At 73.7% G+C, this 15473-nt stretch carries 18 protein-coding genes and 2 pseudogenes; 9 read left to right on the forward strand and 11 right to left on the reverse strand.

The window, feature by feature from the left end; translation table 11 throughout:
- Window positions 1-55 precede the first annotated feature (55 nt).
- The 4 genes from ACLQ2N_RS35090 to ACLQ2N_RS35105 form a co-directional block, all read right to left on the reverse strand.
- The gene (locus ACLQ2N_RS35090) at window positions 56-799 is read right to left on the reverse strand and encodes a histidine phosphatase family protein (protein WP_425819677.1); all 744 of its coding nucleotides are present in this window, start codon (window positions 797-799) and stop codon (window positions 56-58) included.
- A 27-nt stretch (window positions 800-826) separates the two neighbouring features.
- Entirely contained in the window at window positions 827-1888 is a 1062-nt protein-coding gene (locus ACLQ2N_RS35095) for a CU044_5270 family protein (RefSeq protein ID WP_425819679.1), read from the reverse strand.
- On the reverse strand, window positions 1885-2517 hold the full coding sequence (locus tag ACLQ2N_RS35100) for an RNA polymerase sigma factor (protein ID WP_425819681.1): 633 nt from the start codon (window positions 2515-2517) through the stop codon (window positions 1885-1887). Before ACLQ2N_RS35100 ends, ACLQ2N_RS35095 begins: the two co-directional genes overlap by 4 nt.
- 93 nt (window positions 2518-2610) lie before the next feature.
- A complete protein-coding gene (locus ACLQ2N_RS35105) occupies window positions 2611-3090 on the reverse strand; it encodes a nuclear transport factor 2 family protein (RefSeq protein WP_425819683.1) in 480 nt (159 codons plus the stop codon).
- An 82-nt stretch (window positions 3091-3172) separates the two neighbouring features.
- On the opposite strand from ACLQ2N_RS35105, the gene ACLQ2N_RS35110 reads away from it, so the two are divergent.
- Window positions 3173-3640, forward strand: a complete 468-nt coding sequence (locus ACLQ2N_RS35110; protein ID WP_425819741.1) for a VOC family protein — start codon at window positions 3173-3175, stop codon at window positions 3638-3640.
- 112 nt (window positions 3641-3752) lie between these two features.
- Here the strand turns inward: ACLQ2N_RS35110 and ACLQ2N_RS35115 are convergent, their stop codons facing one another.
- The 3 genes from ACLQ2N_RS35115 to ACLQ2N_RS35125 form a co-directional block, all read right to left on the reverse strand.
- A complete protein-coding gene (locus ACLQ2N_RS35115) occupies window positions 3753-4106 on the reverse strand; it encodes a beta/gamma crystallin domain-containing protein (protein ID WP_425819685.1) in 354 nt (117 codons plus the stop codon).
- 218 nt (window positions 4107-4324) lie between these two features.
- On the reverse strand, window positions 4325-5275 hold the full coding sequence (locus ACLQ2N_RS35120; RefSeq protein WP_425819687.1) for an RNA polymerase sigma-70 factor: 951 nt from the start codon (window positions 5273-5275) through the stop codon (window positions 4325-4327).
- Window positions 5272-6492 (reverse strand): NAD(P)/FAD-dependent oxidoreductase, encoded by a 1221-nt coding sequence (locus ACLQ2N_RS35125; RefSeq protein ID WP_425819689.1) that lies wholly within the window; start codon window positions 6490-6492, stop codon window positions 5272-5274. The genes ACLQ2N_RS35120 and ACLQ2N_RS35125 overlap by 4 nt, the downstream gene beginning before the upstream one ends.
- Window positions 6493-6604: 112 nt before the next feature.
- On the opposite strand from ACLQ2N_RS35125, the gene ACLQ2N_RS35130 reads away from it, so the two are divergent.
- Window positions 6605-7204 carry a CGNR zinc finger domain-containing protein gene (locus ACLQ2N_RS35130; RefSeq protein ID WP_425819691.1) on the forward strand — a complete coding sequence of 200 codons (600 nt, stop codon included), beginning with the start codon at window positions 6605-6607 and terminating at the stop codon, window positions 7202-7204.
- A 3-nt stretch (window positions 7205-7207) separates the two neighbouring features.
- A complete protein-coding gene (locus ACLQ2N_RS35135) occupies window positions 7208-7603 on the forward strand; it encodes an SRPBCC family protein (protein ID WP_425819693.1) in 396 nt (131 codons plus the stop codon).
- A 44-nt stretch (window positions 7604-7647) separates the two neighbouring features.
- Here the strand turns inward: ACLQ2N_RS35135 and ACLQ2N_RS35140 are convergent, their stop codons facing one another.
- The gene (locus ACLQ2N_RS35140) at window positions 7648-8478 is read right to left on the reverse strand and encodes an alpha/beta fold hydrolase (RefSeq protein ID WP_425819695.1); all 831 of its coding nucleotides are present in this window, start codon (window positions 8476-8478) and stop codon (window positions 7648-7650) included.
- A gap of 72 nt (window positions 8479-8550) precedes the next feature.
- Between ACLQ2N_RS35140 and ACLQ2N_RS35145 the strand changes: the two genes are divergently transcribed.
- Window positions 8551-9381: a helix-turn-helix domain-containing protein gene (locus ACLQ2N_RS35145; protein WP_425819697.1), complete on the forward strand. Its 831-nt coding sequence runs from the start codon at window positions 8551-8553 to the stop codon at window positions 9379-9381.
- Between the two features lie 28 nt (window positions 9382-9409).
- On the opposite strand, the pseudogene ACLQ2N_RS35150 reads toward ACLQ2N_RS35145, so the two are convergent.
- Window positions 9410-9954 (reverse strand): annotated as a pseudogene (locus tag ACLQ2N_RS35150) (TetR family transcriptional regulator); the annotation flags it as partial.
- Between the two features lie 10 nt (window positions 9955-9964).
- On the opposite strand from ACLQ2N_RS35150, the pseudogene ACLQ2N_RS35155 reads away from it, so the two are divergent.
- The 5 genes and pseudogenes from ACLQ2N_RS35155 to ACLQ2N_RS35175 all read left to right on the forward strand — a co-directional run.
- Window positions 9965-10114 (forward strand): annotated as a pseudogene (locus tag ACLQ2N_RS35155) (VOC family protein); the annotation flags it as partial.
- A 113-nt stretch (window positions 10115-10227) separates the two neighbouring features.
- A complete protein-coding gene (locus ACLQ2N_RS35160) occupies window positions 10228-11745 on the forward strand; it encodes an ArnT family glycosyltransferase (RefSeq protein ID WP_425819699.1) in 1518 nt (505 codons plus the stop codon).
- Window positions 11746-11935: 190 nt separating this feature from the next.
- Window positions 11936-12592, forward strand: a complete 657-nt coding sequence (locus ACLQ2N_RS35165; protein ID WP_425819701.1) for a maleylpyruvate isomerase N-terminal domain-containing protein — start codon at window positions 11936-11938, stop codon at window positions 12590-12592.
- Window positions 12593-12805: 213 nt separating this feature from the next.
- A complete protein-coding gene (locus tag ACLQ2N_RS35170; protein WP_425819703.1) occupies window positions 12806-13030 on the forward strand; it encodes a hypothetical protein in 225 nt (74 codons plus the stop codon).
- Window positions 13031-13056: 26 nt separating this feature from the next.
- On the forward strand, window positions 13057-13485 hold the full coding sequence (locus ACLQ2N_RS35175; protein WP_425819705.1) for a hypothetical protein: 429 nt from the start codon (window positions 13057-13059) through the stop codon (window positions 13483-13485).
- Window positions 13486-13509: 24 nt separating this feature from the next.
- On the opposite strand, the gene ACLQ2N_RS35180 is transcribed toward ACLQ2N_RS35175, so the two are convergent.
- Together ACLQ2N_RS35180 and ACLQ2N_RS35185 are read right to left on the reverse strand one after the other, a co-directional pair.
- The gene (locus ACLQ2N_RS35180; RefSeq protein ID WP_425819707.1) at window positions 13510-14181 is read right to left on the reverse strand and encodes a response regulator; all 672 of its coding nucleotides are present in this window, start codon (window positions 14179-14181) and stop codon (window positions 13510-13512) included.
- Window positions 14169-15329 carry a sensor histidine kinase gene (locus tag ACLQ2N_RS35185; protein WP_425819709.1) on the reverse strand — a complete coding sequence of 387 codons (1161 nt, stop codon included), beginning with the start codon at window positions 15327-15329 and terminating at the stop codon, window positions 14169-14171. Before ACLQ2N_RS35185 ends, ACLQ2N_RS35180 begins: the two co-directional genes overlap by 13 nt.
- Between the last annotated feature and the right edge of the window lie 144 nt (window positions 15330-15473).

A 15473-nucleotide genomic window follows, 5' to 3' on the forward strand; every position in this document is an offset into this window, starting at 1 on the left:
GGCGGGGCGCGTCGTCGGAGCACGGGCCACACTTCCGCGTCGGCCCCTGGTCGTATCAGAGGTGTGCGGTCCCGCCCCAGAGCCGCAGGGTCAGGCGGTCGCCGTCGCCCTGCCAGTGGGACAGCGAGGCGTTGGGCACCGGCGGCACGGCCTCGGGGGCCGGTGCGCCGAGGCCCGCCAGGGCGAAGCGGACGGCGACGACCGCCGCGTCATGGGCGACGAGCAGCACCCGCCGCCCGGGCGCGGCCCGCTCCAGATCCGCCACGCAGCCGCGCACCCGCAGGGCGACATCGGCGAGCGATTCCCCGCCCGGCGGGCGGTAGAACCACTCGCCCAGGCGGTCGCGGCGCGCGGCCTCCTCCGGGTCCCGCGCCGCCAGTGCGGCCGGCGGATACAGCTCGAAGACGCCCATCTCCCGGTCCCGCAGCCGCTCGTCCACCAGAAGCGGAAACGGGGCGACGCCCTCACCGGCCGCGTACCCGGCCATCAACTGCCAGGTCTGCCGGGCCCGTACGTACGGTGAGCAGACGACGAGGTCCAGCTCCCCGGCGTACTGGACGAGCCAGCGCCCGAGCGCCCGCGCCTGTGCCTGCCCGAGGGCGGACAGCGGAACGTCCCGGTCGCGTCCTTCCAGGCGCACCGCGCCCGCCCCGGCGAAGGCGGCGTTGGCGGTGCTCTGCCCGTGCCGGACCGCCCACAGCGCGCCGAGCGCGTTCGGCACGGCGAGGGGCGCCCCGCCCGGATCCCCTTCGGGACGCCAGGGCGCCGCCCCGCCGCTTCCCCCTGCCGCGTCTGTCATGCCGTCAGGGTAGGGCCACCGCCCCGGTCAGGCCGTGGCCGACGGCTTCTCGCGCAGGGCGCCGACCACCGCGCGTTCCAGGACCGCCGAGGTGCCCGTGACGGTTCCCTTCGGGCCCATGGAGCTGTCCCGGATGAGGTAGGTCCGCTCGCCCAGGTACGCCAGGGTCTTCGCGTCGAAGATCCAGGCGGTGCGCCGGCCGGCGCGCTCGTTGTCACGGGCCACGCCGATGCCGTGCCGCCCGGCCGCGTCCACCGCGTCGGCGTCCACGCTCACGCCCGGAATCCTCGCCGCGGCCTTGTACAGGGCGGCCGCGGTCCTCGGCGGCATCAGGGTCTCCCGCAGCAGCTCGCCGATGGCCTCGAAGGCGTCCTGGTCCGGGTCCCGCTCGCCGGCCGGGGTGTCGCGCGCGTCCTGGTCCGCGGAGATCTCGGCGGCGAGGCGGCGGAGCAGGGCGCCGGGGTCGGTGGGCAGGGAGGCGAGCCAGGTGTACGTCGGCCGGTTGAGGCCCGCCGGGTAGCCGACGGGCTTCTCGCCGTCCGGGACACCGACCGTGATCGGGAAGTACCTGCCGTCCTGGTGGATCAGCCCCTCGTCGATCACCGGACCGGACTTCTGCGTCATCCAGACCTCGCGCTCACCGGGCTTCCCCAGCTTCACCGGACCGCCGTACGCGCCCGTGTTCTCGGCCTGCAACGTCCTGACGTACACGTACTGGGCGTCGGTGACCTCGATCGCGCCGCTCTTCGAGGCGACCGTGGCGATCCGGTCCAGCAGCACGGTCGCGCCACGGGGCGCCGTGGCCGTGGCGGCGGTGCGGGGGGCCTCGTCCCGGCCGGTCACGGCGAGCGTGGTGAACAGGATGCCGCCCAGGGCCAGTCCGGCGGCGGGCAGCAGGACGGCGGGGCGCAGGAGGCGGGGCCGGGGGCGGGCGGTGGCGCGGTCGCCGTCCTGGTCGATCAGCTGCATCAGGGTTTCCTTGTGGTGGAGATGACGCCCCGGGGGGAGGTCCCGTCCGGCCGGGGCCGGCAGCAGCCGGGCCAGTTCCTCGCGTTCGGCCCCGGTGGGGCCGCAGGTGCGGTCGTTCATCGGGCTTCCTCCTGGAGGGGCAGGGCCACGAACGCGGCCCTGCCCTGTACCTCTCCGCGACGGGGGCGGGGTTCCGTGCCGTTGTCGTTCCGTTCCCGGGCCAGCCGCTCGTCCGTGAGCCGCCTCAGCCGCTCGCGGGCGCGGGAGAGCCGGGAGCGCACCGTGCCCACGGGGACGCCGAGCGCCTCGGCGGCCTCCGCGTAGTCGAGACCCGACCAGACGCACAGGGCCAGCACCTCGCGGTCCTGGCGGCGCAGTCCGTCCAGCACCTGCCGGACCGCGGCGAGCCGCCGGGCGTCGTCCACCTGCCCGGCCGCGGCGTCCGCGATGTCCGCGACGGGCTCGGGGGCGGGGCGGCGGGCCAGGAACGCGAGGCGCCGGCCGGTGCCCCGGTTGGCGCCTCGCGCCTTGTTCGTGGCGATGCCGAGCAGCCACGGCAGCAGCGATTCGCCCTCCGGCTCGACGGCGTGCCGGGTGCGCCAGGCGGCGAGGAAGGTCTCGGACATGACCTCCTCGGCCGTCGACCAGTCGCCCGTCAGCCGGTAGGCATGGTTGTAGACCGGCCGCGCGTACTCCTCGTAGAGTGCGGCGAACGCCTGGCGGTCGCCCGCCCTGATGCGTGTGCGCATGCTCTCCCGGTCTTCCTGATCATCACATCTCACACCTCTACCTCTCCGGCCGCCCCGGCGGGTTCCGGTGACCCCCGCCACACCGGGCGTGCGTCAGGCGGTGGTGGCCGGAGCGAACTCCTCCGGCAGGCGCGGCGGAGTCCCCCAGGTCCATGCGATCCGCAGCGCGGTGGCGGAGATCCGCCAGCCGTCGGCCGTCCTGACCAGGTCGGCTTCCGTATGCCCGGCGGAGACGAAGAGGTCGTCCCGGCCGCCCGCGAGGACATGGGTGCTCAGCTGGGCGCCACGCGCCGTGGCCCTGTCACCGTCGACCTCGATCACGCTGTTCGTACCGAAATGCGCGGTCCGGTCGAACAGTGCCATGCCCTGCCGCACACGGTCCAGCACGGCATCGCGGCCGTGGACGGTGCCCACGGGCATCTCGGCGGTGACGTCCTCGGTGTGGAACGCGCGAGCCCACTCGTCGTCGAGGACTCCGCGGTCCAGGGAATGGAGGTAGCGATTCAGGAGGTCGGTGATCTCGGCACGGTCGGTCAGGTACCGCAGCTGTCGCTGCGCTTCTTCGGTATCCATGGCGCAAGCCTCATCCCTCAAGTTGACTTGAGGTCAAGGCGGTCTCTCCGGCCCTGTCAGACCCGTCTGGGATGCTCCGATGATGGAGACGGAGACCGGGATGACGGTGCAGCTGACGATCGACTGTGCCGATCCGCAGCGGATGGTGGCCTTTTGGGCCGAGGCCCTGGGGTACGTCCCCGAGCCGCCGCCGGAGGGGCATGCGAGCTGGCGCGCCTACTGGCAGGACATGGGGGTGCCCGAGGAGGAGCTGCCGCTGGGAGCGGGGGACGTACCGGAGTCGATCGTGGATCCCGCCGGGCGGGGGCCGCGGGTGTGGTTCCAGAAGGTTCCGGAGGCGAAGACGCTCAAGAACCGGTGGCACTTCGACCTCAAGGCCGGCGGGGGGCGTGCCGTGCCGCTGGAGGTCCGCAAGCAGCGGGTCGACGCCGAGGTGGCGCGGCTGGTCGGTGCCGGGGCCACGGTGGCGGAGGTCAGGGAGCTGCCCGACATGGACTTCTACGCCACGGCCATGCTGGATCCCGAGGGCAACGAGTTCGACGTGGTCTGACGGCCACGGTCACCGCCGTTCGTGCACGGCGGTGACCGGCTTCGACGTGGTCTGGCGGTCACGGTCACCGCCGTTCGTGCACGGTGGTGACCGGCGGTTCACTCCAGGGCGCTCAGAGGATCTGGATGCTCTTGATCCGGGGCGGGTTGTTCGGGAACGTGATGTCCGTCCAGCGGTTGATCCGGACCGAGTCGCCGTTGACGTCGTAGTAGACGAGGTCGTTGTTGCCGGTGACGATCCGGTCGGCCCACCAGCCGCCGAAGTCGGTCCTGCCCGCGTTGGCGTAGCAGTCGACGCTCTGACGGCCGTCGAGGTGGGAGTAGATCTTCAGGAAGTCCGCGCCGCCGACGCACTCCACGTGGTCGATGGCGTAGGCGGATCCTACGGGTACGGCGACGGTCAGCGAGGCCGCGGCGGCGAATGCCATGGCCAGGGAGCCGAGGATCCGCTTGCCCTGTGCGATCACGGGATCTCCTTCGTACGAGCCCGGCGTCGCGCGGCCGGGCGGGAGTTCGGGGACGCGGCCGGGGCCCGGCCGTGTCGGTGACGTGGCGCCACGACATGCCCGGGCGCGCTCCGCCGAGCCGCTGGCGACTCGTTGACGATCTTGTAGCCGTCGCACCGGCATATGCGGAAGGCGGAGCGGCGCCGCCGGTTTTCGACCCGATCGGGCGAGGACTACGGCTACCGTGCCCCGAGGTCGTACGCGATCCCCTCGGCGACCGCCCGCAGCTTGTCCGGGTTGGCCACGTTGTGGATCGCGGTGATGCGCCCCCGCGCGTCGAAGTCGAAGGTCACGGTGGCGATGACGCGGTCCGGGCCGCTGAACACCATGCCCGGACCGCCGTTGATCTCGGCGAGCTCCGCCTTCATGTCGGCCGGCTCGACGCCCTGGTAGGCGACCGTGCCGATCGCCGAGAACCAGCCGGCCACCGTGGCCGCGCCGGTCACCGGGCGCAGGGCCTGACGGACCTTGCCGCCGCCGTCGGTCCACAGGGTGACGTCGGGGGAGAGGAGTTCGAGGAGCGCGTTGACGTCACCGCCCGTCGCGGCGGCGTGGAAACGTTGCGCCGCCTCGCGCTGCCTGGCCCGGTCCGCCTCGAAGCGCGGGCGCCGGGCCCGCACGTGCTCACGGGCGCGGTGCGCGGCCTGCCGTACCGCCGCCTCGGAGCGTTCCACCGCCTCGGCGATCTCGGCGTGGCTGAAGGCGAACACCTCCTTCAGCACGAACACCGCGCGCTCCAGCGGACTGAGCGTCTCGAGCACCACCAGCATGGCCATCGACACCGACTCGGCGTCCAGCGCGGCCGATTCGGCGTCCGGGACGGCCTCCGGGGCGCCCCCGCCGGTCAGGATGGGCTCCGGCAGCCACGGCCCGACGTACGTCTCCCGCTGGTACCGGGCGGACCGCAGCCGCTCCAGCGCCAGGTTCGTCACGATCCTGGTCAGGTACGCCTTGGGGTCGGCCACATGCGAGCGGTCCGCGGCGGACCACTTGAGCCAGGCGTCCTGGACGCAGTCCTCGGCATCGGCCGCGGTGCCGAGGACGCGGTACGCCACGGAGAACAGCAGCCGCCGGAATTCCAGGAACACCTGCTGGCCGGGCTGGGCGAAACGGTCGGTGGTGCCGGTCACTTGTCTCCTCGGACGCGGGTGAAGCGTCCTCCGCGCGGCCAGAACGCGCCCGACGCGGGCATCTTCTTCATACGGCCGTACGTCGGCCAGGGCGAGGCGGTCACGGTCTCCTTGTACCGGACGGCCACCGCTCCCACCAGGCAGATCCGGCGCGGGCTGTCGTCGGGCCGGGTGAACTGCACGACCGCGTCGCCCCGGCCCAGGCTCACCGGCGTGTGGTAGTAGCCGAACCGGAAGGGCTTCGGCTCCTTGCCCCTGAGGACCCGGTCGACCGACAGCGCCGCGTGCACCCCGGTCGGCATGCCGCCCTGGCAGGTCCCGTGCATGACCCCGTAGCCCTGGCGGATCGCGGCCGCGTCGCCCACCGCGTACACCTCGGGGTGCGAAACCGAGCGCAGCGAACGGTCGGTGACGATGCGTCCGCGCTCGTCCACCTCCAGGCCGGCGGCGGCCGCCAGCGGTGCCACCCGGGTGCCGCCCGTCCACAGGACCGCGTCGGCCGCGACGCTCTCGCCGCCCTCCAGCTCCACCGAACCGGCGAGCACCTTCGCCACCCGGACGCCGGCGCGGACCCGCACGCCGAGGCGGCCGAGGGCGGCCCGCACATGCGCCCGGGCCTTGTCGTTCATGGCCGCGCCGGGCTCCTCGCCGCCCAGCAGGACGACGTCGAGGCGGGGGTAGCGCTCGGCGATCTCCGCCGCCGACTCGACGCCGGTGAGGCCGGTGCCGACGACGACCACGGTGCCTTCGCCGCCTTCGCCGTCGAGGGCCTTCAGCCGTTCGGCGAGCAGTTGCGCGTCCTCGGCGCTGTCCAGCGTGTACGCGTGGTCGTCGGCGCCGGGCACCGCCGAGGTGCCGGCGACCCCGCCCAGCGCGTACACCAGCGTGTCGTAGGACAGGACGCGCTCGTCGTCGACGCGTACGGTCCTGGCCCCGGCGTCCACCGCCGTCACCCAGCCCCGCGTGAACCGCGCGCCCGTGCCCTCCAGCATCTCCGGGACGCTCATCGTGCCGAGGGGGCGGCCGGCGGCGGTCATGTGCAGCCGCATCCGCTCGGTGAACCGTTCCCCCGCGTTCACCACGGTCACCCGCACGGTGTCCCGCCGCTTCCCGGTCCGGGCAGCCAGCTGCACGGCGGCGGCCATGCCCGCGTACCCGGCCCCCAGAACCACCACGTGGTGCGTGCCGCCCGTACGAGTCTCCCGCTGCGTGCTCATGATCGGTCCTTCCTCCATCGGCTGCTGACAACCAGGGGATGGGAGCGGGGCCTTCGGATGTGACATGACGCCAATGTGGCGTGCGTCATACGTAACCGCTTATAGTGGTTACATGAATTCCGGGCCCTTCGGGCTGACCCTGCGGTCCACCACCGGTGCCGCCTACCGGTTCGACCCGGGCGCCCTGTGCCTGGAGCTGCTGACGACCGGCGGCCCCGGGCCCTACCAGCGCTACGAGGTCCTGCACGGGCCCGCCGACGTGACCGCCTGGGCGCAACGCTCCCGGCTGACACCCACCCCCGAACTGGCCGTTACCGCGACGGAGGCCGCGGCGGTACGGATGCTGCGCGACGCGCTGTTCCGGGTGGTCATCGCCCACACGCGCGGCCAACCGCACCCGCCCGGCGACCTGGCGTTCATCAACGAGGCCGCCGCACGCCCCGCCCTGGCACCCGCCATCGCCCCGGACGGCAGCCGCCGCTGGGCCGGCACCCCCAGCGGGACGGCGCTGGCCGCCACCGTCGCGCGCGACGCCGTCGAACTGCTGACCGGCGCCCACGCGCACCGCATCCGCACCTGTGCCGCCGAGGACTGCCACCTGATCTACGTGGACACCTCGCGCCCCGGCCGCCGCCGCTGGTGCTCGATGGAGCACTGCGGCAACCGTCACAAGGTCAGGGCGCTGCGCGCCCGCCACTTCGAGGAAGGATGACCGATGCCCACCGGACTCACCAGGGACGCGGGCTGGCAGATCGGCGTGTCCCGCACGCTGCCCCACCCCCCGTCCGCCGTCTGGGACTTCATCAGCGGCCCCGAAGGACTCGCCCTCTGGCTCGGCTCGGACACGGACCTGACCCCGGAGCGCGGCGCGCCCTACCGGACGGCGGCGGGGGTGGCCGGCGAAGTACGCGGCTACCGCCCGGCGGACCGCATCCGCGTCACCCACGGCACCACCACCCTCCAGGTGGCCATGACCCCGGCCGCCGGCGGCGCCCGCACGATGCTCCGCTTCCACCAGGAACACCTGGCGAGCGCGCAGGACCGCGAGCGCCGGCGCACCCACTGGCAGCGGGTGATGGATCAGGTGGAGGCCGCGCTGGACCGGCCGTAGGAGGCCCCGGCCCCTGAGACGGGAATCCGCACGACGTCTTTCCGTCAGCGATGCAGGGCGGCGAAGTCCAGCAGGGGCGCGGCGACCCGGGGCGGGTCCTCCAGGATCGGCGAGTGCCCAAGACCCGGCAGCAGTTCCACCCGGGCGCCCGGCACGGCGCGGTAGCCGGCGGCGGACGAGGAGCGCCAGCGTCGGTCGTCCTCGCCGAAGAGCACCAGCAGCGGCTCGCCGAGCACCGCCAGCCGCTCCGGCAGCGCCCGCTCCTCCAGATACGCGCGGGTGGCCCGCATGGTGGCCGTGAAGGAGTGCGACGTCATGGCGCGGACCTCGTCCAGCAGCGCGTCCGGCACCCGGTAGCCGGGGCGGCTGAAGCCCGTGCTCGCGAGCTGCCGGATCTGCTCGTCGCTCGGCGGCCACTGGGCGGGAGCGCCGGAGCCGGAGCCGGAGCCGGTGGCGATGAAAGCGCCCAGGTCCGGCCCGGTGTTGACGAGCACCAGCGCGGACACCAGCCCGGGGCGCTCCTCGGCGAGGGCCGTCGCGGTCACCCCGCCACTGGAATGCCCCACCACCACGGCCCGCCCGGCACCGAGCCGGTCCAGCACCTCACCGACCCGCCGGGCCTGGTCGGCAATGGCGTAACGGCCGCCTTCCGGCTTGTCCGAGCCGCCGTGCCCGAGCAGATCGACGCGCACGACGCGGTGGGTCCCGGGCGCCGTCAGCAGGGGCACCAGCGCGTCCCACGAGCGCGCCGAGGACGCGGAGCCGTGGATCAGCAGGAGCACGGGGGCCTCGCGCGGCCCGTCCTGGCACACATGGATGGTGTCGCCGTCGTCCAGGGTGAGGAGCGACGACCCGGTGGTCTCGGAAGCAGTCATGGCTCCACTCTCACGACCGGTCCCGCCCGCGTATTGAACGAATGTTCCGGCAGGTCCTCGTAGCATGGAGGGGTGCCCACGTTCATGCACGGCACGGCTGTGTGGGACGTCGCCCGTCCGCAGCGGCCGAGCCGGGTGGCCGGAGTCACCATGGCCGGGTTCGGCGTGCACGACCTGGACGCGTTGCGCATGGTCCCGCACCCGGCGGTCACGCTGCTCCTCGAATTCGGCGCCGGTACGCCCGTGCTCGACCGCGCCACCGGTGAGCAGCAGCGCGGCTGCCTCGCCGCCGGACCCGGGCTCGGGTCCGGCGGAGCGGTGCGGGTGCACGGGCAGAACGTGGAGTGCGTGCAGGTGCGGCTGTCCCCGCTGATCGCCCGCGCGGTCCTCGGTGTGCCGCCCTCCGAGCTCGACGGTGCCGTCGTCCCGCTGGACGCCCTGTGGGGCCGCGAGGCGTCCCGGATCCGCGAACAGCTCGGCGAAGCCCCGTCCTGGCAGGCCCGCTTCGCGCTCGCGGACGCCCTGATCACCCGCCGGTACGCGGCCGGGGCCCCGGTGGACCCGGAGGTGGCCCGGGCCTGGCGGCGGCTCACCGACGGGCACGGCCTGCCCAGGGTCGAGGAGCTTGCCGCCGAGGTCGGCTGGAGCCGCGCGCGGTTGTGGTCCCGCTTCCGCACCCAGCTCGGCCTGCCGCCCAAGCGCGCGGCGACCCTGGTCCGCTTCGACCACGCCGCCCACCGCCTGGTCGCGGGCGAGGGCCCGGCCCGGGTGGCCGCCGGCACCGGCTACGCCGACCAGTCCCACCTGCACCGCGACGTCATGGCGTTCACCGGGGCCACCCCGGCGGCACTGGCCGCCGAACCCTTCCTCGCCGTCGACGACCTCGCCTGGCCGGGGCGCTGAGAGGGCCCGAGGACGCGGCGGGCGGCCGTCAGAGCATGAGGTCCGGGTGGACCTTCGGGTCGGGGGAGGGCCCGGCGGCGTAACCCGCCAGCGGTTCCTCCAGCATCCCGAACGCGTAGTCGGCGGCCGCCGCCGGCTCGTTGCCGATCCGGGCGTTGGTCCAGCCGGCCAGGGTCAGTTCCTGGATGCGGGCGAAGAGCATGCGGTAGACGCTGCCGAGCAGGGCGGTGGCGGTGCGCACGGCCATGTCGTCGGGGGCGGCGCCGGTGGTCTCGGCCAGGGCCTCGGCGAGCCGGACCTCGCGCAGGTCGTGCAGGTCACGCAGCCGGGCCGTCAGCGTGGGCTGTCGGCGACCATCCGGGCGAACTCGGGGCCGGAGAAGCCCGCGACCGGGTCGGTGGCCGCGACCGCCTCGGTGAACGCCTGGAGCAGGGCTGTCAGCGCGGACTCGCCCGGCGCACGGTCCGCGACCGTGGCGGCCAGCGAGCCGGTGAAGGCGTCCTGGTGATCGAGGGCCAGATCCTCCTTGTGCGCGAAGGAGTTGGTCACCGTCTTCTTCGCCACGCGGGCCGCCGGCATCGAGGAGGAGGAGGAGCGGCGGCTGCGCGAGGAGGGCGTGCGGATCACGATGCCGCTGCGCGAGGAGCCCTGGGGCGAACGCCTCTTCCAGGTCACCGACCCCAATGGTGTGGTCGTCCAGTTCGTGGAGTGGGCCGCCCCGCAGGAGGCATGAGGCCCCAACACCCCGACAGGAAAGGGGATTAGGGTGTGGGCGGCCCGCAGCACACGGGGCCGCCGGGGCCACGGACGACACCCCGGGACACCGGCACCGGGGGGACGGACGAGATGCCCGACAAGACGGACACCACCCCTCGCCCCCTCGCCCCGCCCGACCGCCGCGTGCTCCTCGTCGCCGCCGGGGTCTTCGTCCTCCTCATGGCGCTGTCCACCCGGTACGGCTTCCACATCGACGAGCTGTACTTCCTCGACTCCGCACGGCACCTGCAGGCGAGCTACGTGGACCAGCCGCTGCTCGCCCCGCTGCTGGCACGCGTCTCGCTGGAGCTGTTCGGCGTATCGGAGGCCGGGCTGCGGCTCTGGCCCGCGCTCGCCGCCGCCGGCACGGTCGTCGTGGGCGGGCTGACGGCGCGCGAGCTCGGCGGCGCCCGGCGCACGCAGCTCCTCGCGGCGGCCGCGACCGCCGCCATGCCCGTGCTCCTGGGCGGCGCGCACCTCGCCAACACCACGTCGTACGAGGTGCTGGCCTGGGCGGCGATCGCGCTCGCGGTCGTACGTATCGGCCGCACCGGCGACACCCGCTGGTGGCTCGCGGCCGGGGCGCTCGCCGGGATCGGGGCCGAGTTCAACCACCTCGCCGGGATCTTCGGAGTCGTGCTGGTGGCCACCGTCCTGCTCGGCCCGGCCCGGCGCACGGTGGCCGACCGGTGGCTGCTTGCGGGGGCCGCGCTCGCCGTGCTGCTCGTGCTGCCGGACCTGTGGTGGCAGGCGCACCACGACTGGGCCATGTTCGAGATGACCCGGGCGCTCCACGAGAAGAACGGGGGCCCCGGGCAGATCCCCACCTGGATCGTCGGGCAGCTCGCCACGGCCGGGTTCGCCACGGCGGTCCTGTGGTTCGGGGGCCTGCGCTTCCTCTGGCGCTCGGGGCGGCCCCTGTGGCAGTGCCTGGTCGCCGCGTACGCCGTGCTGTTCGTGGTGTTCGCCGTGACGACGGGCGCCCAGATCTACTACCTGGGCGGTCTGTACGTGTGCCTGCTGGCGGCCGGTGCCGTCGGGCTCGACGGGTGGCTGCGCGCCCGCCGCGACCGCCTGCGCTCCCTCACGATCGCGGCCGCGGTCTCCACCGCGGTGCTCGCCGTCATCGTCCTGCCCGTCCTGCCCCCGGGCGCGGTCGCCTGGACGTACGGCGTCAGCACGAACACCGGGGAGACCCTGGGCTGGCCCCAACTCGTCAGCACCGTGAGCCGGGTGTGGGACGGCCTCCCCCAGGAGCAGCGCGCCCACGCGGTGATCTACACGGCCGACTACGGAGAGGCCGGCGCCATCAACGAACTCGGGCGCGGCACCGGCCTGCCGCACGCCGTGAGCGCCCACAACACCGACTGGTGGTGGGGCCCCGGCGACCCGGCCGCCACCACCGTCCTGGCGGTCGCCCCCGGCCCGGAGCACGCCCCCGGCTACGAGGCCCAGTTGCACCGCTACTTCCGGCACGTCACCGTGGCCGCCGGCCTCACCAACCCGTACGGCATGCACAACGTGGAATGGGGCGGTCACGTCTACGTCTGCACGGGCCCGCGTCACCCCTGGGCCGAAACGTGGCCGCAGTTGCGCCACTACGGATGAGGCGCGCACGGCCTAGTGCCGCATCAGCCGAGGTTCGCCCCGTCGCGACGCCATGCACGCACTCTCGCCGCACCGGCCGGAAGCCCGAGTACGTCCAGTACGAGGGCTTCCGGCCGGCACGCCGAGAGCACGCACCTGACTCCGCTCCTCACCGGGCAAACCTTGGCTGACGCGGCACTAGCGTGGGCCCATGCATCCCTTCTCGCGTTCCTGGACAGCGCTGCTCGACGCCGTCGCCGGTCTTCCCGACGAGGACTTCGCGAAACCCTCGGGCTGCAGGGGGTGGCTCGTCCGGGACCTGGTGTGCCACCTGGTCATCGACGCACAGGACGTCCTGATCACCCTCGTCACCCCCGCCGACGGGCCCGCCACGACCGACGCACCCGGTTACTGGGACCTCCTGCCCGAACCCCCGGCGGGCGACGACCCGCTCGACGCGCTGATCCCGCGGCTGGCGGCGGCGTACGGCGAACCGCGCCTGCTCAAGCACCACATCGACGACGTCGGCACGGCGGCCGTCCGCGCCGCCGGTCTCGCGGACCCGGCCGCCCGGGTCCGCACGCAGGACATGGTCCTCACGGTCGCCGACTACCTCTCGGCGTACGTCCTCGAAGGCACCCTGCACCACCTCGACCTGGTGGCCCGCCTCCCCGACGCCCCCGGGCCGCCCGCCGAGACCCTGGCCGTGGCCCGCACCGCGCTGGAGGCCGTCGCGGGCACCGCGTTCCCCGCCTCGCTGGCGGACGCCGACGCGCTGCGGATCGCCACCGGGCGCCGCACACCGACCTCCGCGCAGACAGCGGAACTGGGCGGCCTGGCGGCACGGCTGCCGCTCGTCCTCGGCTGACCCGCACCGCTGCCGGCGCCGCGCAGCTGCTCGGCGCCGGCCCCGCGCGAGGAGGACGGGCCGGCCACGGTGCCGGAGCACCCCGGGACGGTGGTGCAGGCTTCACCCCGGTCCGGGTGCGCGGTGTACTGACCCGCACCCCCCCGGCCGGGCAGCATGGAGGGGACGGCGCGGGGGACCGCGTGACGAGCACGGAGCGAAACAGGAGTTCTCATGGCACGTTCGGCCGACTACGACGAGGACCGCGCCCCCCGCAAAGCCAGGGGAGCGTGGTACGTGCCGCCACTGCTGGTGTTCTTCGCGGGCGCCATGCTCACCTCCGTGATCTCCCACGCCGTGGACGACGGGGCCTACACCGCCGTGATGAGCGCGGGCTTCGCCCTCGACGCGATCGCGGTGATCTGGGCGGTCGTCCGCCGGCGCCGGTCCGCGCGCTGACCACGTACTCGGGGAGAGGAAGCTCCATGAAGTCGTCACCGGGCAGACGGACGCGCTCACCGCTACGGCACCGGAGGCGGACCGGACTCCTGGCCGGCGGAATCATCGCCGTGCCGGCCGCACTCGGACTGACCGCCTGCGATGCCGCGCAGGACGCGCTGGACCGGGGCGACCTGTGCCTCGGCATCCTCGACGTCGCGCTCTTCGACCCGAACCCGTCCAGCGCGGACCGGGCCCGCGAGGACGTAGGGGACCGGGCCGACAGGATCGACGAGATCGCCGGCAAGGCATCCGACGACGAACTGCGCGACGCCGCCGAGAAGACCGCGGAGGAACTACGCTCCGCCGCCGGCAAGGACCTGAAGGCCGGGTCGGTCCCGGAGTACGTGTCGCAGCAGAACGGCCGCCTGAAGGCGCTGCGCAAGACGTGCACCGACCTCGGTGACTTCGGCTGACACCACCACAGAGGCGTCTGCGGTCTACCGCGACGCCTCGCCCGTGATGTCGTTGCCCAGATACGCGAGGACCGCCAGCACACGGCGGTGGACGCTGGTGCCCTCCGCCGGCAGGTTCAGCTTGTCGAAGATCCCCCGGATGTGTTTGCTGACCGCCCGCTCCGTGACGAACAGCCGTTCCGCGATGGTCGCGTTGGCCAGCCCCTGGGCCATCAGCTCCAGCACCTCGTGCTCACGCGCCGTCAGCCCCTCCAGCGACCGCGCCGCCGCCCGCTGCCGGATGACCTCGTTGACCACCTCCGGGTCCAGCGCCGTGCCGCCCTCGGCGATACGCTCCAGGGCCTCCAGGAACTGCTCGACCCGGCCCACCCGGTCCTTGAGCAGATAGCCGATCCCGCGCGCACCGAGGGCCAGCAGCTCTGCCGCGTAAGCCTGTTCGACGTACTGCGACAGTACGAGAACGGGCAGATCCGGGAACTCCTGCCGGGCCGCGACCGCCGCGCGCAGCCCCTCGTCGCGGAAGCTCGGCGGCAGCCGCACGTCCAGGACCGCCGCGTCCGGCCGGGTGCGGTGCAGCATCGGCATGATCTCCGGCCCCGACACACACGCCGCCACCACCTCGTGGCCGTTGTGCGTCAGCAGCAGCGTCATCCCCTCCCGGAGCAACGCGTTGTCCTCCGCGATCAAGATCCGCATGGCAGCTCCACCTTCGTCCTCGTCGGCCCCCCGGCAGGGCTCGTGATCTCGGTCGTACCGTCGAGCGCCGCGATCCGGCGGCGTATGCCGAGCAGCCCGCTCCCGCCGTGCTCCCCGGCCCCGCCGCGCCCGTTGTCGGTGACGACGACCTGGAGGGACCCGCCGGCCCTGGTGAAGCGTACTGAGGCATGGGTCGCCCCACTGTGCTTACGGATGTTCGTCAGACACTCCGCGATCACGAAATAGACCGCGGCCTCCACGGCCGCCGGCAGCCGGTGACCGTTCTCCACGGCCGCCAGGTTCATCTCCACCGGGATGTCCGCGGAGACCGCGAGCGCGCGCACCGCCCCGGCCAGGCCGCGGTCGGTGAGAACCGGGGGATGCACCGTACGGACGATGCCCCGCAGCGCCGCGAGCGTGGCGTCGATCTCCTCCTGGGCCTCGGCCAGCCACCGCGTCGCCGCGTCCGGATCCCTCCCGACCTGCTGGCGCGCCAGCCCGACCCGCATGGACAGCGCCACGAGCTGGGCCTGCACCCCGTCGTGCAGGTCGCGTTCGATACGGCGCAGCTCGGCGCTGTGCGACTCCATGGCCCCGGCCCGGGACTCGGAGAGCTCCGCGACACGCTGGCCGAGTTTCGCCGATGGCGACGGCTTCAGCAGCGCGGCGGTCCACCGGGCCTGGACATCCGCCAGGTTCTCGAACACCGGCAGCGCGCGGGGCCGCCGGCCGAACACGGCCGCCGTGCCGTCGACGAGCAGTGCCACCGGCCACAGCACCAGCACGGCCGCGCTGAAACCGAGGATGCTGAGCGTCGCGTACGGCAGCCAGAGCGCGTCCCGCCACGTGCCGGGATCGGTGAGCGCCAGGCGGACCCGGTCGCTCGGCGAGCCGTCCAGCGGCAGATACAGCTCCGCAACCGGCTTCCCCAGCCACCCGCCGGCCCGCACCCGCTCGTATCCGGCGAACCGGCGCAGCACACGCACGATCTCCGGCCAGGCCGGAGCGCCGACCAGGACCAGCGTGAAGAACACCCCGGCCGGAACCGCGAAGCAGCCCAGGAACGCGGCCATGGCCACCGGCAGCCCGAAGAACAGGTGGCAGGACGCCTGCCAGGAACGCTGGAGCTGGGAGGAGAGATACGCCATGAAAAGCACCGTAGTTGGCGGTGGGGCCCCGGTCAGTGGACTCATCCGCCCGGAGCCGGGTGGTGCTGGCTGAACCCGTACACGGGTGAGTGCTCCATCGTGCCGGCCCTGGTCGCGGACCTACCGTCGCCACGGAGACGAGGC

The sequence above is a fragment of the Streptomyces sp. DT224 genome (genome assembly GCF_049844595.1).
In the GTDB taxonomy this organism is placed as follows: Bacteria; Actinomycetota; Actinomycetes; order Streptomycetales; family Streptomycetaceae; genus Streptomyces.